At 68.1% G+C, this 20,485-nt stretch carries 21 protein-coding genes; 13 read left to right on the top strand and 8 right to left on the bottom strand.

What is annotated here, in order from left to right:
- The first annotated feature begins 51 nt into the window (after positions 1–51).
- Complete coding sequence (locus NA8_RS02310) at positions 52–777, top strand: SDR family NAD(P)-dependent oxidoreductase (protein WP_063048667.1); 726 nt, start codon at positions 52–54, stop codon at positions 775–777.
- 471 nt (positions 778–1,248) lie between these two features.
- Positions 1,249–2,070, top strand: a complete 822-nt coding sequence (locus NA8_RS02305; RefSeq protein ID WP_063048666.1) for a DUF1206 domain-containing protein — start codon at positions 1,249–1,251, stop codon at positions 2,068–2,070.
- 6 nt (positions 2,071–2,076) lie between these two features.
- Here the strand turns inward: NA8_RS02305 and NA8_RS02300 are convergent, their stop codons facing one another.
- Positions 2,077–2,967: a class I SAM-dependent methyltransferase gene (locus NA8_RS02300; protein ID WP_063048665.1), complete on the bottom strand. Its 891-nt coding sequence runs from the start codon at positions 2,965–2,967 to the stop codon at positions 2,077–2,079.
- An 18-nt stretch (positions 2,968–2,985) separates the two neighbouring features.
- Complete coding sequence (locus NA8_RS02295) at positions 2,986–4,350, bottom strand: flavin monoamine oxidase family protein (RefSeq protein WP_063048664.1); 1,365 nt, start codon at positions 4,348–4,350, stop codon at positions 2,986–2,988.
- 231 nt (positions 4,351–4,581) lie between these two features.
- On the opposite strand from NA8_RS02295, the gene NA8_RS02290 reads away from it, so the two are divergent.
- The 5 genes from NA8_RS02290 to NA8_RS02270 all read left to right on the top strand — a co-directional run bounded on the left by NA8_RS02290 (position 4,582) and on the right by NA8_RS02270 (position 9,715).
- Complete coding sequence (locus NA8_RS02290) at positions 4,582–5,829, top strand: cytochrome P450 (RefSeq protein ID WP_063048663.1); 1,248 nt, start codon at positions 4,582–4,584, stop codon at positions 5,827–5,829.
- Between the two features lie 159 nt (positions 5,830–5,988).
- Entirely contained in the window at positions 5,989–6,861 is an 873-nt protein-coding gene (locus NA8_RS02285; RefSeq protein ID WP_281198943.1) for a metal ABC transporter substrate-binding protein, read from the top strand.
- Entirely contained in the window at positions 6,858–7,592 is a 735-nt protein-coding gene (locus NA8_RS02280; protein WP_063048661.1) for a metal ABC transporter ATP-binding protein, read from the top strand. Before NA8_RS02285 ends, NA8_RS02280 begins: the two co-directional genes overlap by 4 nt.
- A 25-nt stretch (positions 7,593–7,617) precedes the next feature.
- Positions 7,618–8,487 (top strand): metal ABC transporter permease, encoded by an 870-nt coding sequence (locus NA8_RS02275; RefSeq protein ID WP_063048660.1) that lies wholly within the window; start codon positions 7,618–7,620, stop codon positions 8,485–8,487.
- A gap of 112 nt (positions 8,488–8,599) precedes the next feature.
- Entirely contained in the window at positions 8,600–9,715 is a 1,116-nt protein-coding gene (locus NA8_RS02270) for an ADP-ribosylglycohydrolase family protein (protein ID WP_245663639.1), read from the top strand.
- A gap of 6 nt (positions 9,716–9,721) precedes the next feature.
- Here the strand turns inward: NA8_RS02270 and NA8_RS02265 are convergent, their stop codons facing one another.
- Complete coding sequence (locus tag NA8_RS02265) at positions 9,722–10,660, bottom strand: LysR family transcriptional regulator (protein WP_063048756.1); 939 nt, start codon at positions 10,658–10,660, stop codon at positions 9,722–9,724.
- 218 nt (positions 10,661–10,878) lie between these two features.
- Here NA8_RS02265 and NA8_RS02260 point away from each other — a divergent pair, with 218 nt between their 5' ends.
- The gene (locus tag NA8_RS02260) at positions 10,879–12,270 is read left to right on the top strand and encodes an MFS transporter (RefSeq protein WP_084466450.1); all 1,392 of its coding nucleotides are present in this window, start codon (positions 10,879–10,881) and stop codon (positions 12,268–12,270) included.
- A 137-nt stretch (positions 12,271–12,407) separates the two neighbouring features.
- Here the strand turns inward: NA8_RS02260 and NA8_RS02255 are convergent, their stop codons facing one another.
- The 4 genes from NA8_RS02255 to NA8_RS02240 form a co-directional block, all read right to left on the bottom strand.
- Positions 12,408–13,358, bottom strand: coding sequence for an alpha/beta hydrolase (locus NA8_RS02255; RefSeq protein WP_245663638.1), 951 nt, complete (start codon positions 13,356–13,358; stop codon positions 12,408–12,410).
- A gap of 145 nt (positions 13,359–13,503) precedes the next feature.
- Positions 13,504–14,046, bottom strand: a complete 543-nt coding sequence (locus NA8_RS02250) for a DoxX family protein (protein WP_174550023.1) — start codon at positions 14,044–14,046, stop codon at positions 13,504–13,506.
- On the bottom strand, positions 14,043–14,498 hold the full coding sequence (locus tag NA8_RS02245) for an ABA4-like family protein (protein WP_063048657.1): 456 nt from the start codon (positions 14,496–14,498) through the stop codon (positions 14,043–14,045). Before NA8_RS02245 ends, NA8_RS02250 begins: the two co-directional genes overlap by 4 nt.
- Complete coding sequence (locus NA8_RS02240) at positions 14,495–15,457, bottom strand: hypothetical protein (protein WP_218019382.1); 963 nt, start codon at positions 15,455–15,457, stop codon at positions 14,495–14,497. Before NA8_RS02240 ends, NA8_RS02245 begins: the two co-directional genes overlap by 4 nt.
- Positions 15,458–15,567: 110 nt before the next feature.
- Here NA8_RS02240 and NA8_RS02235 point away from each other — a divergent pair, with 110 nt between their 5' ends.
- Together NA8_RS02235 and NA8_RS02230 are read left to right on the top strand one after the other, a co-directional pair.
- The gene (locus tag NA8_RS02235; protein ID WP_063048656.1) at positions 15,568–16,200 is read left to right on the top strand and encodes a MerR family transcriptional regulator; all 633 of its coding nucleotides are present in this window, start codon (positions 15,568–15,570) and stop codon (positions 16,198–16,200) included.
- 87 nt (positions 16,201–16,287) lie between these two features.
- Entirely contained in the window at positions 16,288–16,854 is a 567-nt protein-coding gene (locus NA8_RS02230; protein ID WP_063048655.1) for a type 1 glutamine amidotransferase domain-containing protein, read from the top strand.
- Here NA8_RS02230 and NA8_RS02225 read toward each other — a convergent pair.
- A complete protein-coding gene (locus NA8_RS02225) occupies positions 16,846–17,544 on the bottom strand; it encodes a TetR/AcrR family transcriptional regulator (RefSeq protein ID WP_063048654.1) in 699 nt (232 codons plus the stop codon). The genes NA8_RS02230 and NA8_RS02225 overlap by 9 nt on opposite strands.
- Positions 17,545–17,656: 112 nt before the next feature.
- Between NA8_RS02225 and NA8_RS02220 the strand changes: the two genes are divergently transcribed.
- From NA8_RS02220 to NA8_RS02210, 3 genes are all read left to right on the top strand, one after another.
- Complete coding sequence (locus tag NA8_RS02220; protein WP_063048653.1) at positions 17,657–18,802, top strand: acyl-CoA dehydrogenase family protein; 1,146 nt, start codon at positions 17,657–17,659, stop codon at positions 18,800–18,802.
- A gap of 143 nt (positions 18,803–18,945) precedes the next feature.
- Positions 18,946–19,410, top strand: a complete 465-nt coding sequence (locus tag NA8_RS02215; RefSeq protein WP_063048652.1) for a PaaI family thioesterase — start codon at positions 18,946–18,948, stop codon at positions 19,408–19,410.
- Positions 19,411–20,093: 683 nt separating this feature from the next.
- Entirely contained in the window at positions 20,094–20,423 is a 330-nt protein-coding gene (locus NA8_RS02210; RefSeq protein ID WP_063048651.1) for a transglycosylase family protein, read from the top strand.
- The last annotated feature ends 62 nt before the right edge of the window (positions 20,424–20,485 follow it).

Below are 20,485 nucleotides of genomic sequence, written 5' to 3'. Positions count from 1 at the left end.
GACCCGATCGGTCTTGGACGCCGCACCCGCAGCCGCAGCAGGATCGGCGGTATGAGTGAACAGGCGATTGCGCTGGTGACCGGCGCGAACAAGGGAATCGGATACGAGATCGCCGCTGGCCTGGGCGCGCTCGGCTGGCGAATCGGTGTGGGCGCGCGCGATCGACAACGCCGCGACACCGCGGTGGAGAAGCTGCTCGCGGCCGGGACCGATGCGTTCGGTGTGCCGCTCGACGTGACCGACGACGCAAGTGTGGCCGCGGCGGCCGAATTGATCGCCGACCATGCCGGAGGGCTCGATGTTCTGGTCAACAACGCCGCGATCACCGGCGGTATGCCGCAGACACCGACCACGGTCGATCCCGCGACCGTGCGAGCTGTCGTGGAAACCAACGTGATCGGGGTCATCCGGGTCACCAACGCGATGCTCCCGATGCTGCGCGCCTCGGCCTCACCGCGGATCGTCAACATGTCCAGCAGCGTCGGCTCGCTCGCCCTGCAAACCACACCCGGCATCGACATGGGCCAGGTTCCCGCCGCCTACTTGGCCTCGAAGACCTTCCTCAACGCCCTCACCATCCAATACGTCAAGGAACTGGGTGACACCAACATCCTGATCAACTCCGGCTGCCCCGGTTTCACCGCCACCGACCTCAACGGCTTTCGCGGCGTCCGTACACCGCAACAGGGTGCGGCCATCGCGATTCGCCTCGCGACCCTGCCCGACGACGGACCGACCGGCGGATTCTTCGACGACGCCGGAACGGTGCCCTGGTGACGGGCACCCCGGCGCCCACCATTCCCGTCCGCGAGGTCAGCCGGGCGTCGTGCATCGGAGGAGAAGCAAGACCATGGCAAAGGCAGTCAGGTACGACGAGTTCGGCGGAATCGAGGTCTTGCGGGTCGACGATGTCGACCGCTGCGTATGCCACTGAAGGAGTTGCCCAACTTTCCGCCGCTGGCCCGGAGCAGGCTGCGGTGCTCGATGTTCATTACCTTCAGGGCCAGGTTGGGTGGCAAGGCCAGGTTGGGTGGCAAGAGGTCTTCTACGTCGAGGTTCGGCCGGATGTCGATTCGGCCGGTCGGCGAGTATGAAACGAGTACTTGCAGGCAGTGGCCGAATACAAGGTTCAAGGCAACCAGGCTGGTCGAGTCGCAGCGGTGGCCGTGTGCTTTCTCGGCGGATCTGGGTAACCGGTCGATGTTCTGTGACCGGCCCCCGTGCCGCTGCACCCGTTGGAGAAGCATCATGACTGACACGAATCTCTCGCACGCCTCGTCCACCGCGGGTCGGATCGCCCAGAACGACATGTTCGCGCGGTTCGCCCGCGCGGGCTACGTCATGTCCGGCCTGGTTCATCTGCTGATCGGCTACATCGCCATCCGGCTCGCGCTCGGTGGCGGGGGCAGTGCTGATCAGTCGGGGGCGATGGCCGAGCTGGCCGCCAAACCGGGTGGGGTGGTCACCCTTTGGATCGGCGTGGTCGCGTTTGTGCTGATGGCGCTGTGGCGGCTGGCGGAGGCGGTCTTCGGCAAGGCGTCCGAGCCGGGCTCCGGCAGCTTGAAGTCCGAGGCGTTCGACCGGGTCAAGGCGCTCTCGCTGTCGGTTGTCTACCTCGCGTTCGCGATCACCGCTTTCCGTTTCGCGCGGGGGAGCGGACAGTCGAGCAGCAGTCAGAGCGTCGGGCTCACCGCGCGTCTGATGCAACACACGGCGGGAACGGTCGCACTGGTCGTGGGCGGGCTGATCATCATCGGGGTGGGCGGCTACCACGTGTACAAGGGAGCGAGCCGGAACTTCCTCGACGACCTCCGAGGGACCCAGGGCGCCTTCGTGCGGCGGCTCGGCACCGTGGGATACATCGCGAAGGGACTCGCCGTCGCCGCGGTCGGGTTGCTGGTCATCCTCGCCGCGACGAAAGACGATCCGAACAAGTCCGCCGGGCTGGACGGAGCCTTGAAGACGCTCGGCGCACAACCCTTCGGCGTGGCCCTGCTCCTCATCGCCGGGGTGGGCATCATCACCTACGGGCTCTACAGCTTCGTCATGGCCCGCAGCGCCAAGATGTAGGGCCGGTCAACGCACCGCGGTCAGCAGTCGGGGTTGCCGCCACAGGTTGTCGAGTTCCTCGGGGAGGTCCGGGACCGACCGCCCGTAGGACGCGGCCAGTTCACTCGGACTGAAGCAGCGCACCGACCAGCCGTGGCCGGACAGCCACTGCGCGGGGTCGGCCCGCTCGTCGTCGTAGAACAGTTCGGCCGGGTCGATGTCCCCGAACGGGTTGCAGCGGTCGAAATACTTCGTCTCGACGCTCGCGAAGCGTTTGACGTCGACGCCCGTCACGAAGCTCTCCACGGCGAGGTGGCTGCCGGGTGCGGACAGCTCGTCGATGTGCTCGAACAACCTGTCCTGTGCCGCGCCGGGCAGATAGGGCAGCAGCCCCTCGGCCGACCATGCGGTGGGCTCAACCGGGTGGAAGCCCGCGCCGCGCAGGGCGGCAGGCCAGTCCTCGCGCAGATCCACCGATACCGTGCGCCGCTGGGCCTTCGGTCGTGCGCCGTTCTCGCTGAGAACCTTCTCCTTGAATTCCAGGACCTTGGGTTGATCGATCTCGAACACCGTGGTCGCTGGGGGCCAGTCGAGGCGATGCGCTCGCGCGTCCAATCCCGCCGCGACGATCACGGCTTGCCGAACGCCGTCCGCGACGGCCGACAGGAAGAACTCGTCGAAGAACTTGGTGCGCACGCCCATGAACCCGGGCACCAGCGGTGTGTCCGCGAGCCGGGAAGGGTCGGCCAGCAGCCCGGTGAAATGCGGATGACCTGCCGCCGCCACGAACAGCGGCGCGAATTCGTCCTGGATCAAAGGATCGGGAGAGGCCGCCTCCAGCGCGCGGAACGTCGCCACACCCAACGCGGTGAGCCCGACGCTACTGACGATGTCCCAGACGTCTCCATCGGTTCGCATAGCCGCACCCGCTTCCCGTCAGCCCACCGCGGCGGTCTCGTGTTCCATGACTTCGCTGGCCGCTCGTTCGCCGGAGCGGATGGCCCCGTCGATCCAGCCGCACATCACCGCGGAACTCTCCGTGCCCGCCCAGTGGATGCGCCCGCACGGCTCGCGCAGCGCATGGCCGAATTGCGTGAGCACGCCGGTCGGCGCGTGGCTGAGCATCCCGCCGCCGGAGTACCGCTCGGCGCTCCAGTTCTGTTCGACGTAGTCGACGGGTGAGCCCGCCTTGCGGCCGAACCGCTCGGCGAGTGCGCCGAGTACGGCGCTTCTGCGTTCGGTTTCGTCGAGTCGGCCCACCTGTCGTGCGATGGGCCCCTCGATGATCACGCACAGCACCCCGGGACGTCCGGTGTCCGTGCACGCGTCGATGGTGACCGTGGCAGGCGAGCCCGGGGCGACCGACTGTCCCGACAGGCCGTCGTCGCGCCAGAACGGTTCGTCGTACACGGCGGAGACCTTGATGATCGAGCCGCTCGGCATGCGCTGATGCAGGAACGATCGGTCTACCGGCAACATCGGCCGGTAGGAGATCTGGCCTGCGATCGCGAGGGGGACGGCCACGATCGCCCGGCGCGCGCGCACGGTCAGATCGGTCGCGCGGACCGTGACTCCCTCGTCGTCCTGATGGATGCAGCGCACCGGCTGTGACAGGTGAATCGAATCGCCGAGTTCGGCCGCCATCGGCCGGTAGATCGCGCCCATGCCACCGACCGGCCGCGCATCCTGCGCCGCGTCTTTGACGCCGAGGACGAAGCTCGGCCCGCCGCCGGATGCCATCTGGTACAGCACGAAAAGCAGCGACACCTCCGACGCCGCCGACGTGTAGCAGCCGGCTATGGCCGTCTCGAGCAGATCGTGCGCGGGCTTGGACAGCACATTGCCTTCCAGCCAGTGCGCCAAGCTGACCTGATCCCACTTGTCGGCCTTCTTCGCCGACCACGGCGCTTCCAGGGGAACCGACTTGCACATATGCCCCAGTTCGAGGAACACCGCGCCGAGGTTCATCGCCGCCCACGGGCTCATGGTCCACGGGATCGTGCCGGTGTAGCGGTGCTGCTTGCCGTCGACGACCATCATCGCCTCGCCGTCGGTGTACTGCTTGTAGCTCGGTACCCCGTACTCGGTCATCAGTGCCCGGACGCGGTCTTGGCCCGGCCCGATCCAGGCGCCGCCGAGATCGATCCACGACCCATCGTCACGCACTCGGGTGAACGTGCGCCCCCCGAGTCGGTCGCGCGCTTCCAACAGCGCCACCGATCGGCCCGTTTGTTTCAGCCGCAGCGCGGCCGTCAGTCCCGCGAATCCTCCGCCGATTACACAAAAGTCGACGTCTGTCATGGCGTGCCGTCCTCGTGTCGCAGTAGCGCGCACGGCCGCCGTGTCACCTGCGCTCGACCGGAGCTCTCAGCACAGCGGGTGCATTCGTCTTCGATCAGGTCTACGCGTCGAATCTCAGGCAATTCTATAGCAAATTGCACTGGCCGGTCATCTCTCGCCATTTGCCGTACGGACGCTCGGCAAGCTGCCTACGCTTCGGATCTTGTTGTCCGACCGCCTGGAGCCCTTTCGATGACGATGTCCCCGTCCTCCGCGCACAGCCACGCGCCGCATGGTTCGCCGATCGATACCGACGGCCCGCGGATCCCTTTGTACTCCGCTGAATTCGCCGCGGACCCGCACGCCGCTTATCGCGAGATGCGGGCGCGGTACGGCTCGCTGGCGCCCGTGGAACTGGCGCCGGATGTTCCGGCGACCTTGGTGATCGGCTATCACGCCGCCGTGCGGATCGTGAACGACCCGGAGCACTTTCCGGCCGACCCCCGCACATGGCAGCAGGACATCGCCGCCGACTGCCCGGTGCTGCCGATGATGCAGTGGCGGCCGAACGCGTTGCGGAATGCCGGGGCCGAGCATGCCCGCTACCGGCAGGCCAACCTCGCGGGCCTGGAGAAGATCGACCTGTACGGCTTGCGCGACACGGTCGCGCAACTGGCGACGCCGCTGATCAACTCGTTCTGCGCGGACGGGTCCGCGGATGTGGTGCGCCAGTACGCGTTTCCGCTCTCCTTCGCGGTGCTGAACGCCATGCTGGGTTGCCCAGCCGAGATCGCCCAGCGTGCCGCCACCGGCATGGCCGCGATCTTCGAGGGTGTCGAGGCCGAGCGCGGGAACAAGATGCTCATCGACTCGCTGGGGGAGCTGACCCTGCTGAAACGCGCCGAACCCGGGGACGACATCACCACGCGCATGCTCCGGCACCCGGCCGGGCTGAGCGACACCGAAATGGTGCACCAGCTGGGCACGCTGTACGGCGCGGGCATCGAGCCCCAGCAGAATCTGATCGTCAACACGCTGCTGCTGATCCTCACCGACGAGCGGTTCGGCGGCAGTGTGCTCGGCGGCAGCCTGTCGACCCGGGACGCTCTGGACGAGGTGCTGTTCAACGATCCGCCGATGGCGAACTTCTGTTTCAGCTTCCCGAAGCAGCCGATCCTCATCGACGAGGTCTGGTTGCCCGCCCATCAACCGGTCGTGATCAGCATCGCCGCCTGCAATACCGATCCCGCGATCCGCGCCGGACGATTCGCGGGCAACCGTGCCCATCTCGCGTTCGGCGGGGGTCCGCACGCGTGTCCGGCGAATTCGCTGGCCTACCTGATCGCCCAGGACGCGATCGATCAACTGCTCGACGCCCTGCCGGAGATCCGCCTCGCGGTACCGCCCGGGGAACTGACCTGGCGGCCGGGCCCGTTCCACCGAGCGCTGACCGCTCTGCCGATCGTCTTCCCGGAGTCTTCGCCGCTGCCGCTGCTGTGAGCGACGGGAAACAACCGGACGCGATCGGCGCGAGTGTTTCATTCGCTCGAACTTGTAAGTTAGGCTCGCCGAACTTATCCTCTGTGCATGAAGGTTCGGCTCCAGCGCGCGCTCGCTCGGTCTCCGCGTCGATGGGTGGCGGCAATGGCGGTGGGCGCCATGGCATGCGCACTCACCGCCTGCGCCGCGACGGAGGCAGGCGCTGACGACCGGCCGGTGGTGCTCACCACGTTCACGGTGCTGGCGGATATCGCCCGGAACGTGGCGGGCGAGCACCTGACCGTGGAGTCGATCACCAAAGCGGGTGCGGAGATCCACGGCTACGAGCCGACACCGGGCGACATCAAGAAGGCGTCCAAAGCGGATCTCGTCCTGGACAACGGGCTGAATCTGGAGGCGTGGTTCGCCCAGTTCGTGTCCGACCTGCGGGTGAAACACGTCGTGGTGAGCGAGGGCGTCGCCGCGCTGCCGATCCGCGAGGACGCCTACCAGGGCAAGCCGAACCCGCACGCGTGGATGTCGCCGCACAACGCTCAGATCTACGTCGACAACATGGTGCGCGCGTTCGGCGAACTCGACCCTGCCCACGCGGCCGATTTCCGCGCCAACGCGGAGCGCTACAAGTCCGAGCTGCGCAAGGTGCACGACGAATTGACCGGCACCTTGAACGCCTTACCGCCGAACGAGCGCGCTCTGGTCACCTGCGAGGGCGCTTTCTCCTACCTGGCCCGCGACGCCGGACTCACCGAGAAGTACATCTGGGCGGTCAATGCCGAGCAGCAGGCCACGCCCCAGCAGATCGCGTCGGCCATCGACTTCGTCCGAGGTCAGCGGGTGCCTGCGGTGTTCTGTGAGTCCACGGTGTCGGACGCGCCGATGCGCCGGGTGGTCGAAGCCACCGGCGCGGCGTTCGGTGGCGTGCTGTACGTCGATTCGCTGTCGGAGGCAAACGGACCCGTGCCGACCTACCTGGCGCTGATCAGGCACGACGCGCAGACGATCGGTTCCGCGCTGACGGGTCGCCGTCCATGAGCACGCCCGCGATCGAGGTGCGCGGCGTCACCGTCCGCTACGGCGAGGTCCCCGCGCTCGAGAATGTGGATCTGACCGTGGACGCGGGGCGGGTGTGCGGTCTCATCGGGATGAACGGTTCCGGCAAATCCACCTTGTTCAAGACGATCATGGGTCTCGCCCGGCCCGACCGGGGGACGGTGCGGATCGACGGTGGCGCCCCCGTGACGGCGCGGCGGGCGGGAATCCTCGGTTACGTCCCGCAGAGCGAGGACGTCGATTGGACTTTCCCGCTTTCGGTGCGGGATGTGGTGATGACCGGGCGATACGGGCGGCTCGGTATCACCCGTCGGGCGCGCAGGGCCGATCGGGAAGCCGTCGCGCAGGCGCTGGAGCGGGTGGAACTGACCGATCTCGCCGACCGGCAGATCGGCCGGTTGTCCGGCGGGCAGCGCAAGCGCGCCTTCGTGGCGCGCGGACTGGCGCAGGGCGCGACCGTCCTGCTGCTCGACGAGCCGTTCGCGGGCGTCGACAAGCGTTCGGAGGCCACGATCACCGCGCTGCTGCGCGAGCTCGCCGCCGACGGCGCCACCATCCTGGTGTCGACGCACGATCTGCACGCCCTGCCCGGCCTCGCCGACGAGGCGGTGCTGCTGATGCGGACGGTGCTCGCCCAGGGCAGCCCCGATGTGGTGCTGCGCCCGGAGAACCTGGCCAGGGCGTTCGGCCTGGATGTGATGAACCGGGTGTGAGCCCGGCCGAGTGTGGGACGGACGCATGAGCTTCACCGAAATCTTCATCGACCCCTTGCGTTACGAGTTCATGGTGCGCGCGCTTGCCACCACCGTGACCGCGGCGCTGGTGTGCGCGGTGCTGTCCTGCTGGCTGGTGCTGATCGGGTGGTCGCTGATGGGGGACGCCGTCTCGCACGCCGTGCTGCCCGGCGTGGTGCTGGCCTACATCCTCGGGCTGCCGTTCGCGGTGGGCGCGATCGTGTTCGGGTTCCTGGCGGTGGCGTTGATCGGCGTGGTGCGCGACACCAGCCGGATCAAGGAGGACGCCGCCATCGGCATCGTCTTCACGACGCTGTTCGCGTTCGGTTTGGTGCTCGTCTCGGTGACGCCGAGCCAGACCGACCTGAACCACATCGTGTTCGGCAACCTGCTGGGTGTGAGCCGCGCCGAGCTGATCCAGGTGGTGATCCTGGCCGCGATCACCCTCGCCGCGCTCGTCCTGAAACGTCGTGACTTCACCCTGTACGCCTTCGACCCCACGCACGCGCACGCCATCGGCCTCAATCCCCGGCTGCTCGGCACGGCACTGCTCGGCCTGCTGGCCCTCACCGCCGTGGTCGCCCTGCAAGCGGTCGGCGTGGTCCTCGTGGTCGCCATGCTCATCATCCCGGGCGCGACGGCGTACCTGCTCACCGACCGCTTCGGCCGGATGCTGATCATCGCCCCCACCGTCTCGGTGACCTGCGCGGTGGCGGGTCTGTACCTGAGCTACCACCTGGACACGGCTCCCGGCGGGATGGTCGTGGTGGTCCAAGGACTGTCCTTCACGGCCGTGTACCTGTTCGCGCCCCGTCAAGGCGTGCTCGGTCGGCGGATCTTCGCGGCACGTCGCGCGGATTCGGTGAGCGCTTGATCGGCGACAACACGCCGACCGAAAGGCCGAGTTCCGTGCCGTCAGGACTGGATGTCGTTGCGGCCGAGCGATTCTCGGGGAAGCGCGCGAGCTTCGCGGACGCCGGTCGCGGATGCCGCTCTTCAACCAGCGCGTCCCTGCCGTCCGCGCCTTCCGGGCGCCGATGATCTTCGATCGGGTCCGCGGTTCTCTGCTGGGCGGAGCGGTGGGGGACGCGCTGGGGTGGCCCATCGAATTCCTGCGGCTGGAGCAGATTCGGCAGCGCTACGGCGACGACGGGGTGACGGGCTTCCTGCCGCAGCACGCCGTGGACGCACCGCAGCAGATCACCGACGACACCCAGATGACGCTGTTCACCGCGGAGGGATTGCTGCGGTCGCAGCCGGGCGCCGATCCGGTGCCCGCGCTGCGCCGAGCGTATCTGCGCTGGTTGCAGACCCAGCGTCAAGAGGAGCCCGCGCCGCACGTCGACGGGTGGCTGGCGAGTCTGCCCTTCCTGTACGCGACGCGCGCCCCGGGGAACGCGTGTATGTCCGGTCTGAACCAGCAAGCGCGGGGATACCTCGCGCCAGCGCCGCTGGGCGAACCCGGTCCGGTGAACGCGCATTCGAAAGGCTGTGGCACGGTGATGCGGTCCGCGCCGTTCGGGCTGGCCGGTGTGGGGCCGGACCAGGCGTTCACCACAGCGGCACGGGCCGCGCAGCTGACCCACGGACATCCCACCGGATATCTGGCCGCGGGCGCGTTCGCTGGACTGATCGATCGCGTGGTGACCGGTATCGAGTTGCCGATCGCGGTGCGCGAGACGGTCGATCAGCTTCGGGCCCATCCCGCGAGCGCGGAAACCGTGGAAGCACTGTCCCGGGCGGTCGAGTTGTCCGAGGGGGCGGTCTCCGCCGAACAGGTGGAGCAGGTCGGTGAGGGGTGGGTCGCGGAGGAGTGCCTGGCCATCGCGGTCTATTGCGCTCTGCACGCGGCCAGGACCGGCGATGTGCGCGCGGCGCTGCTGCTGTCGGTGAACCACTCCGGCGATTCCGATTCCACCGGTGCTGTGGCGGGCAATCTGATCGGCGCCGTGCACGGCGTCTCGGGACTGCCGATGGAGTGGGCGGCCGCGGTCGAGGGGCGCGATGTACTGGTCCGGGTCGCCGACGATCTCGTCATGAACTTCGGTCTCGGCGACCGGGCCGCGCTCGCCCCGCGATACCCCCGCGACGAAGGTCTGTGACGACGATCAGGACGAGGATTCCTCGCGCACTGCGTTCTCCGCTCCCGTGCCGTCCGGTCGTCGGCACACCTCGAGCACACGGTCGCGCAGCCATCGGTGCGCCGCGTCCGCCTCGAACCGGACGTGCCATAGCAACGACACCGTCACCTCGGGAGCGCGGAAGGGCAGGGTGAAAGAGCGCATCCCACGCCGCAGGACCGTGGTGTGGCGCTCCGGAACCGTCGCGACCAGATCCGAGGATCTCGCCAGCGCCAAGGCGGCGCCGAAGCCGTCCACGACCGTCACGACCTCCCGCCGGTGTCCGGTGGGGTGCAAAGCCTCGTCGACCAATCCCTCGTCCAGTCCGCGCCGTGAGACGTGCACGTGCCGCGCGGAGGCATAGCGGGCCGTCGTGATCATCCCGGCCCGCAGCGGATGCTCGCTGCGCACCACCCCGATGAACCGGTCGGCGAACAGGAACGTGCTCGCGATGTCCGGAGGCAGCGCGCGCTCGATCACGCCGACCTCCAAGTCGACGCCGCCATCGCGCAAGGGACCGGTGTCCTTCTTCGTCTTCTGCACGAAGCGCAGCCGCACGCCCGGCGCGGCGCGGCCGACCTCGGCGACCAATTCGGGGCCGAACCGCTCCACGAAACCGTCGCTGCTGCGCACCGTGAAGGTCCTGGCCAGCCCGGCCAGGTCCAGCGTGCCGGCCGGCCGCAACACCGCTTCGGCCTCCCGGACCAGGTCGCGTACGCGGTCGCGCAGTTCCACCGCGCGCGGTGTGGGCGTCAGCCCGCGGCCCGCCCGCACGAGCAGCGGGTCACCGGTGGCCCGGCGCAACCGCGCGAGCTGGCGGCTCATCGCCGACGGGCTGAGCGCGAGCCGTTCGCCCGCCCGGGTGACGCTGCCCTCCTCGAGCAGGACATCCAGAGTGATCAGCAAGTTCAGATCGGGCCGAGCCATGCGCACACGATCGCACAAGCTCGTTCGTGACATGGCGTTCGGTGCACAATCGGCTTTCCATTTGTGCGCCTTCCGCCAGGTGGGGGCGGGACCTAGCGTCCAGGGAGACACCCCCGATCGAAGAGGTCAGCGTCGTGAAACCAGCTCAACCACTCGTGCGGACATCGCCCGTTCACCCTGCACCCTCGGCCCGGCCGCTGCTCGCGCTTTCGCTGTCGATGCTGCTGCCGTCGCTGAGTATCAGCATCGCCAATGTCGCGCTGCCCACCATGGCGGTGGCGTTCGGCGCTTCCTTCCACCAGGTGCAGTGGGTGGTGATCGCCTATCTGCTGGCCACCACGTCGCTGATCGTCGGCGCGGGCAGGCTCGGTGACATCACAGGTAGACGACGGCTGCTGCTCGTCGGCATCGGCGTCTTCACCGGCGCGACGCTGCTGTGCGGTCTCGCCCCGAATCCGGCCGTCCTGGTCGCCGCTCGGGCGCTGCAAGGAGCCGGCGCCGCGTCCATGATGGCGCTGACGATGGCCCTCGTCGGCGAAACCGTCCCGAAGGACCGCACCGGCAGCGCCATGGGTCTGCTCGGGACGATGTCGGCGGTGGGCACCGCGCTGGGTCCCTCGCTCGGCGGAGTCCTCGTCGCCGCGTTCGGCTGGCGCGCCATCTTCCTGGTCATCGTGCCGCTCGGGCTGCTCACGATCGTCCTGTCGATGCGCGCGCTGCCCGCGTCCGCGCCGGAGAAGAAACCCGGGCGGTCGCGTTTCGACGTCCTGGGCACGTTGTTGCTGGCTCTCACTTTGGGCGCTTACGCCGCGGCCATGACGATCGAGGGGAGGTTCGGCCCGCTCGGTATCGGGTTGCTCGGCGCGTGCGCGGTGTGTCTCGGTCTGTTCGTCGTGGCCGAGCGCCGGGTGGAGGCCCCGCTGCTCACCTTCGGCATGTTCCGCGACCCTGTCCTCGCCGCCGGTCTGGCGACGAGCGCCTTGGTCTCGACAGTCGTCATGACCACCCTTGTCGTGGGCCCCTTCCATCTCGCCCGTGCCCTGCATCTCGCGCCCGCCGTTGTCGGGTTGGTGATGTCGGCGGGTCCGGCGGTGTCCGCCCTAACTGGTGTGCCCGCGGGGCGCGCCACCGATCGCTTCGGCGCCGGGCCGATGGTGGTGGTCGGGCTCGGCGCCGTGATCGGCGGCACGACCTCGCTCGCGATGCTGCCCACCACCGCCGGTGTCATCGGATACGTGCTGCCGCTGATGATCACGACCTGCGGCTACGCACTGTTCCAGGCGGCCAACAACACGATGGTCATGAACGACGTCGCACCGCACCAGCGCGGGCTGGTGTCGGGCATGCTGAACCTTTCCCGCAACCTGGGCCTCATCACCGGAGCCTCGGTCATGGGAGCGGTCTTCACCTTCGCGGTCGGCGCGAGCGATGTCACCGTCGCCGCACCGGAGCAGGTGGCACGTGGTGCGCAGTGGACCTTCGCCGTCGCAGCGCTTCTCGTCACCTGCGGTCTGGTGATGGTTCTGGCGGTACGAGTGCGCAGCTCTCGTCCGCGTCGGCCATCGGACGCCGGAAAGCTCGATGGCGGGCATCGAGACCGCCGCGAATAACGCTGTCGAACAACGGTGCCCGCCCTCGGATCTGGGGCCTGACGGGGTTCGGCCTCGCGTGCTGTCCGGCAAGACGGGGTCGTCGGGGCTCCGCCCTGCGGGTAGCAGGGGGAGCGCTCGACGGCTTGAAAGAACCCTTATGCGCCCAGTGTGGGGGCCAGGTGCGGCCAGGAGTCGTGTAGGTCGGTCTCGAACTGGCCCCAAGTGTGCGAGCCCTCCGAGCGGTTGACGTGAATCGCCGGTAGCCCGAGCTCCTCGAGACGATCGGCGAAGGCCGCCGTGCAGGAACTCGCGATCGCCTCGATCGGCGGGAAGGGCAGACCGCGATCTATCGCGCCCGGAGTGCCCGAAGCGGCGGACAAGTAGATGGTTTTCCCGGCCAGCGCGGTCGCATTGGCGAAAGCGTCGTGTGCCCGCCAGAGCGCGTCGCCCGGCGATCCCCACATGTTGCCCGGGTTGCCCCCGCCACGGATGACCTGTGCGCTGACCATCGCCGCGCCCGCGGCGTCCGCGGCCCACGGGCACCCGCTGTAGGCCGCCACGGCGTCGTACACCTCGGGCGCCTGGATCGCGAGGTCGATCGCGGAGCCGGCGCTCATCGATACCCCGGCGATCGCATTGCGTCCGGTCGTCCCGAGTTCGGCGTCGAGCGTCGGCGGAAGTTCCCGGGTGAGATAGGTCTGCCACCGATTTCGTCCGACCGCCGGATCGTCGGAGCGCCAGTCGGTGTACATGCTGAAGGCGCCCCCGACCGGCATCACCACATTGACTCGCTTGTCGGCGAAGAACTCTCGCACATCCGTGTCGTCCCACCACGAGATCCCGTCGACCCCACCGCCGATACCGGTGAGCAGATACAGCGTGGGCGCGGGACCGCCCCCCGCCGCGCGAATCACCCGATTGGTGACCACCCGATCCATGGAGGGCGAGTAGACATCGATCTGCGAGACCGAGCCGCCGAGCGGAATCTGCCCCACCACGTGCGCGCGCGCCACCTCGGCTGCGGCGGGTGGTACGGCGAAGACGGACACTGCGACAGCGGTCGCCAGCGCGCTGACGAGCACGCCCAAATACTTCGAAGCACTCACTATTCCGTTGTACCCATCTGCGGCCGCGGCACTCATTGCGCCGTAACGCATCTCGGCGAGCTGACCGTCAAAGTATCGTGAGGTCAACTCTTTTCGATGACGCGTCAATCGATTTCGCGTCCCGCGCGGGCATGGCTCCGATCCGTCAGGCCACCGTGCGCTCCGAGACGCTCCCTGCTGAAAGGCTCTGGTCACGACCACCTCGTCGGGTGAATCGCAGGACACCGGCTGCCCACAGCGCCACGCCGATGTACAGCGCCTGCTCCGGGATGCGTGCCCACAGCGGTGTCGCGGGTGCGCCGTTGAACGGGATATCGGAGACGGCTGCGTAGATGTTGGCGGGCAGCATCACGACGAACAGGGCGGTGAGCCCGAGCCCCGCGGCCCGGCGGGTGCGTGTGCGGAACAGTCCCGCCGCGCCGAGTAGTTCCAGGACGCCGGTCAGATAGACCATCGCGCCGGGGAGCGGGACGACCGGCGGCACCATCGCGAGCAGATCGGCGTGGGTGGGAACGGGGGAGTTCGCGAACGCCTCCGGCAGGAAATGCGTTGTGCCGGTCATGATCAGCATCACGCCGAGGGCGTAGGCGGCGCAGGTGGGCCAGGCGGCGAACGCGCGCGCGCCGAGGGCGCCCGCCGTGCGCAGCGCGAGCAGGGTGGTCAGCAGAACGATGAGGGTTTCCATCATGCCTCCATGGGGACGGTCCGGCCGGGCGCCGGGGTCGTGGTGGATCGGATGAGCAGGTAGAGCAGGTAGAGCAGGACGCCGAGCGGCGCGAAGAGGATGGTGAGCACGAGCAGCGGGCTGATCAGCAGCGATGGCAGGCCGCGGGTGCGGCTGTCGGAGAAGATCCAGCGCCCGAGGAATAGGTCGAAGGCCACGAAGTGCGCCCAAGCCGCCGCGGCCCCGGAACTTGCCCCGAGTACCGCCCGCAGCCCGGCCAGTTCCGGGCGGATGAGCGCCGCGGCGAACGCGCCGAACTCGGGCACGACCAGTGTCGCGTAGACGATCAGGGACGGGAGGCAGATGAGCGGCGAGGCGACGAGCGCGGCGGTCCTGCGCCATGTCGGCGCGAGGATCATCAGTGCCCAGAACGGCGCCGCGAACCAGAAGGTGAGGTCGAAGAGCAGTTCCGTCATCGGTTCGCACCTGCCGGGAATTGCTGCGCCGCAAGGTGTTTCGGTCGCAGCGCGGTGGCCGTGAACGCCATCGCGCCGAGAGTGGTCGCAGCGAAAGCCGCCAGGGTGGCCGCGTCGGGGTGGACCACCGACTGCCCGCGCAGCGCCTGCCAGGTCAGCACCGTGAGCAGCGCCGCGTAGGTCGCCGCGGCGGTCACGACGAGCGTTCGCCTGGTCTGCGCGGAGCGCAAGGCCGGGATCCGCCGCGATCCGTATTCGAGGGCGAGCAGCACCAGCGGAATCACCTGCAAGGCGTGCATTCCGAGAAAATGCGGGACACGCAGATCGCCGCCCACCGTGCTCCAGCCGAGCAGGGGCAGTCCGGGGCCGCCGTCGGCAAGCCCCACGGTATGGGCGCCGCTGATCGAACCGCCCGCCGCCCGCTGCTCGGGCGTTGCCCTCACCATCAGCATCCCCAGTGCGGCGCCCGCGAGCGAGAGCGCGGCACCGTACCGGATCGCCGCGTTGCGGGCCGGGTCGGTCGCCGGGTCGGTGAACAACGCTGCCGACGCGATGAGGGTGGCGAACCAGACCGCCACGATGGACGACCCCATGACCTCCCACAGCGCCGCGTTCAACGGCGTCGTGAAATTGAAGTGGCTGGTCGTCCCCCGCACGATCTGGGTGGTGATGACGATCAGTTCCACCGCCAGGCCGAGCGCCGCCACCGTCCCCGCCCACCAGGCGATGCGCCGCCATCGAGTGAGCTGGGCGAGCAACCACGCCCAGGTCACGGCGTAGATCAGCACCGAAAGGGCGAACTTGGCGGACTTGGCCCAGATCGGCAGCCCGGTCAGGGTGCGGTCGTCGACGATCATCCCCCCGATCGACCAGGCGACCAGCAGCGCCATCGCCACGGCGAGCAGCATCAGCGGCCGATGCCAGGAGAGTGCGGGGAAACGCGGGAAGGGGGCGGTCACGACAGGTCGGCCTTTCCGGAACTCAGACTATCGATAGTTGCACTATCAGTAATGATTATGGATAGCTGTACTATCTACTGTCAAGCAGCCGAACCAGTCCGAGGAGTCCGATGCGGATCGCCGAACTCAGCCGCGTCAGCGGCGTCCCCTCCGCGACGATCAAGTACTACGTGCGCGAGGGGCTGTTGCCCTCCGGTGTGCGAACCCATCGCAATCAGGCCGAATACAGCGATGCCCACGTCAGCAGGCTGCGACTGATCCGGGCGCTGGTCGACATCGGCGGTGTGTCCATCGAAGCGGCGAAGGAACTTCTCGCGGCGCTCGACAGCGGCAGCCTGTCGGCGCGGGAGTCGCTCGGCCATGTGCAATATGCGCTGGGCGGGCGGAGGTCGCAGGTGGGTGACGAGCAGCGGGAGGCCGCCGCGCAGGACGTCGCGGCACTGCTGGATCGGCGCGGCTGGCGGATCCACGACGACAGCCCGGCGCGCAGCACCCTCGTGGACGTCTGCGCCGCCCTGCGTCTGCTCGGCCACGACGACGTGGTCGCCGCGATGGACGACTACGCGGGCGCCGGCGAAGCCATCGCCGCCACCGACATCGCCCTGGTCCGCAACCAACCCGGCCTGGAACAGATGACCGAAACCGCTATCGTCGGAACGATTCTGGGCGACACTCTGCTCGCCGCGCTGCGCAGGCTGGCGCAGGAGCATCTCTCCAGCACGCTGTTGCCGCCGGAAGGCTAGGCGGACCGCGCCTCCGGCGAGGTTTAGCCCGGCCTTCGCGCGGCATGCCGGAAAGAGGAGCAACCCGAGGCGAAAGGAGAGTCGCTCATGACCGATCAGTTGGATGGAACGCGCGTGCTGATCATCACGTCCAACACTGGGGTGGAGCGGGACGAGCTGTTGGTGCCGCGCGACGAACTGCGCAAGCGCGGCGCGCGGGTCACCCATGCGGCGCCGAAGCGGGAAGAGGTGCAGACGTATCGGCACGACACGCAGAAAGATGCCGTCGTGCAACCGGATGCGTCGCTGCACGAGGTCTCGGTGGACGATTTCGACGTGCTCGTCGTGCCCGGCGGCACGGTGAACGCGGACAAGTTGCGGGTTACCGACCGGGCGATCGAATTGGCCAAGGAGTTCGCGGGCGCGGGCAAGCCGATCGCCGCGATCTGTCACGGCCCCTGGCTGCTGGTGAACGCCGAGCTGGTGCCGGGTAAGACGCTGACCTCGTACTTCTCGCTTCGCGCCGACATCGTCAACGCGGGCGGCGATTGGGTCGACGAAGCGGCGGTGCGCTCTACCGAGGACGGGTGGACGCTGCTCACCTCGCGCAACCCCGGGGATCTCCCCGATTTCGTGCACGCCATCACGCGCGAAGTGGTTCCTGCCTCACGGTGACCCGGCGATCTCGCCGGTTCCGTTGCCCGGCAGTTGTTTTCGCGGGTCTATCACGATGCCGAGATCGCGCAGGCGGTTGTCGATGAGCAGCCAGCACTCGGTGGTCAGGCGGTCGACGAGGGCGGTCTCGGTGGTGTCGTGGTGCTCCAGCCACCAGCGCACCGAGGCGTCGACCAAGCCGAGCAGTGCGACCACCACCCGGTCCGCGGCCAGTGGGTCGGCCCCGAAATCCGGCAGGTAGCGCGCCGCCGCCGCGGATATCTCGGCGGCGAAAGCGCTTCCACCGACGCGCGGCTCGTTGCGGCCGCGCCGGTAATCGCGTCCGACCAGGAAGCGATAGAGATTGGGATGTTCGGCTGCCCACCGCACGTGCTGGGCCAAAGGCGCGCGGATGATGTCCAGCGGTGTACCGTCCACGGCCAGTTGCGCGCGAATCCGTTCGGTGAGGTCCCGGTGCGCGTGCCGGGCGACCGCTAGGTCGAGTTCCTCTTTGCTGGCGAAGTGCCGGTAGACGTGCGTGCGGGCCAATCCGGCCCGATCGGCGATCCGGCCGGTGAGCGCGTGCGGGCCGTCCTCCTCGATCGCCGCGATCGCTGCTTGCACAATGGCGCGGCGACGCTCGTCCCGGCCGGGCCGGCTGCTGGTGGACCGTCGCGCGTCGGCGGTGTCCACCCAGGGTTGTCGTGCCACGCGGCTCAGCGTATCCGTCGGCCGATCAAGTGGTACACCTTGTACCCGGCAGTCGATTGGTACACACTGTACCCGTAACTGTCGGTATCAGACTTTCGCAAGGACACACCCGATGACGACCTACCGGTCCGCCTGGCTCGACGACGACCTGGACGCCCTGCGCGAGCTCGCCCGCTCGTTCTTCGCGAAGGAGTTGACGCCGAACATCGACAAGTTCATCGAGCAGCACCACGTCGACCGTGACTTCTGGATCAAGGCGGGCGCGCTCGGCCTGCTGTGCGCGTCGATCCCGGAGGAGTACGGCGGGGGCGGCGGCACCTTCGCGCACGAGGCCGTACTCATCGAAGAGCAGGCCAAGGCGTTCGACACCTCATGGGGCGCCACGCTGCACAGCGGCATCGTCGCGCACTACCTGCTGCACTACGGCACCGAAGAGCAGAAGCGGCAGTGGCTGCCGAAGATGGCCAGCGGTGAGGTCGTCGGCGCGATCGCCATGACCGAGCCCGGCACGGGGTCGGACCTGCAGAACGTGAAGACCAAGGCGATCCGCGATGGCGACGAGTACGTGGTGAACGGCTCCAAGACCTTCATCACCAACGGCAGCCAGGCCGACCTCATCATCGTGGTCGCCAAGACCGACACCAGCGAGGGTGCAGGCGGCATCTCGCTGGTTCTGGTCGAGGCCGACCGGCCGGGCTTCCGGCGCGGCCGGGTGCTGGACAAGGTCGGTCAGAAGGGGCAGGACACCTCCGAACTGTTCTTCGAGGACGTCCGGGTTCCGGTGTCGAACCTGCTCGGCACGCAGGAGGGCCAGGGCTTCGTCCAGTTGATGCAGCAGCTCCCGCAGGAGCGGCTGATCATCGCCGTCGGGTCGGTGGCCGGGATGGAGGCCGCGCTGGAGGTGACGCTGCGCTACACGAAGGAGCGGCACGCCTTCGGCAAGCCGCTGTTCGCGTTCCAGAACACGAAGTTCACCCTGGCCGAGGCGGCTACCGAGACCCGAGTGGCCCGCGTCTTCCTGGACGACTGCATCGCACGGCATCTGCGCGGGGAACTGGACATCCCGACCGTCGCCATGGCCAAGTGGTGGACCACCGATCGCGCCATGTCGGTGGCCGACGACTGCCTCCAGCTGCACGGCGGCTACGGCTACATGACCGAATATCCGATCTCCCGGATGTGGACCGACAGCCGGGTGCAGAAGATCTACGGCGGCACCAACGAGATCATGAAGGAGATCATCGCCCGCAGCCTCTGATCGGGTGGCCGACGGTGTTGGCGCATTGCCAACACCTTGTCGGTGCGCCGGCCCGGGGGCCTACGCTTCGGTGAGGTCCACCGAGGTGGCCGTAGCAGAGACAACGAGGTGCTGGCCACCTCCGGCGTGAAGGGACGATTGCGATGAGCGACGTCGAAACTCCTCCGTTCAAGGACATCGTCAACGGGGCACTGGAATTCACCATCCCGATCGCGCACAAGATGGGTGTGCAGGCGGTGGAGGTGCGCCGCGGTTTCGCGGCGACCTCGGTGCCCGCGGAGGGCAACGGCAACCACTTCGGCGTGATGTACGCCGGTGTGCTGTTCACCGTCGCAGAGATCCTCGGCGGCGCGATCGCGGTCGCGACCTTCGACAACTCGGCGTTCTATCCGCTGGTGAAGGACCTGCGCATCTTCTTCCGCAAGCCGGCCAGGACCGACGTGCGCGCGGAGGCGACGCTGTCGGAGGAGGAGATCGCGCGCATCGGCGAAGAGGCGGCCGCGAACGGCAAGGCCGACTTCACGTTGCGTGCGGTGGTCACCGACGCCGACGGCGTGGTCGTCGCGGAGACCGAGGGGCTCTACCAGTTGCGGGCGCACGGGAAGTAGTCCGAGTCGTTACGTGCGGTGGTGGACACGGCCGCTGCCGTGCCCGGCTGGTGAACCGGTCAGGGTGTTGCTCGGGCGGGGCCGCGGAGGCGAAGAGACTCTCGTCTCCGCGGCCAACGGCTATAACGCCTGTTCCGCGCCATTTTCGCCAGGTCGGCGTGAGCACGTGGGCGATCGCGCGATGCATGCGCCGAGCCCGGTGTTCAGGTCACGGATCGCTTCCGCGCCCCGAGCCGTCGTCGCCTGGGGCGCAGCGCGGAAAGTGGCTGGTAGCGAAGATAACGAGTCGGTCGCTGGGGCCGCCTATGCGGCGCGCGGTGCGGTTGTCTGCCTACTACCGCAAGTCGTGGACCTGGGAAAATGCGACTCGTTTCACGATCTAATCGTGATCTCGAACACATAACGTAAGCATTACGGACGTACGATATGGCGTATTTTCCGCCGATCGACCTGCGGGAATGGCTGGGAGTCTCGACCAAGGGTCAAACATAGCGGCACGTTATTCGAACGTGATCTGCCGCGACATCTCCGCTAACGTCGGTGACGGCTCGGGGCAACACCGAGATCGAACTCGAATCGCAGAACGCCGGAAACCCTGTCCCGCGGTTCGAGTGTCCACAACCTTCCTGGGGACAGGGGCGCGGCGATATACGCCGAGCCGGTGGGCGCAGGCGGGGAATCTCATGTCGCATAACCGTAAATTCACCACTCGTGTTCTCGGCTTCACCGCGGCCATCGGCGCTTTCGTCGCCGTGCCGTTCGGCCTTTCGACCGCCACCGCGTCGGCCCACAACTGGGACGCCGTCGCACAGTGCGAGAGCAGTGGCAATTGGTCCACCAACACCGGTAACGGCTTCTCCGGCGGCCTGCAGTTCACCCAGAGCACCTGGGAGGCCAACGGCGGCTCCGGCAGCCCCTCCGGCGCCAGCCGCGAAGAGCAGATCCGCGTCGCCGAGAACGTGCTCGCGACCCAGGGCCCGGGTGCCTGGCCCGTGTGCGGCGCCTACCTCTGATGCGCCACCGGCGCCTACCACTGAGTTTCGGTAGGCGCCGGGCTAATTCTCGGCGGTAAATG

The organism is Nocardia arthritidis NBRC 100137 (assembly GCF_001612765.1).
Lineage (GTDB): Bacteria > Actinomycetota > Actinomycetes > Mycobacteriales > Mycobacteriaceae > Nocardia > Nocardia arthritidis.
This window is presented reverse-complemented; position numbering and strand designations above follow the sequence as displayed.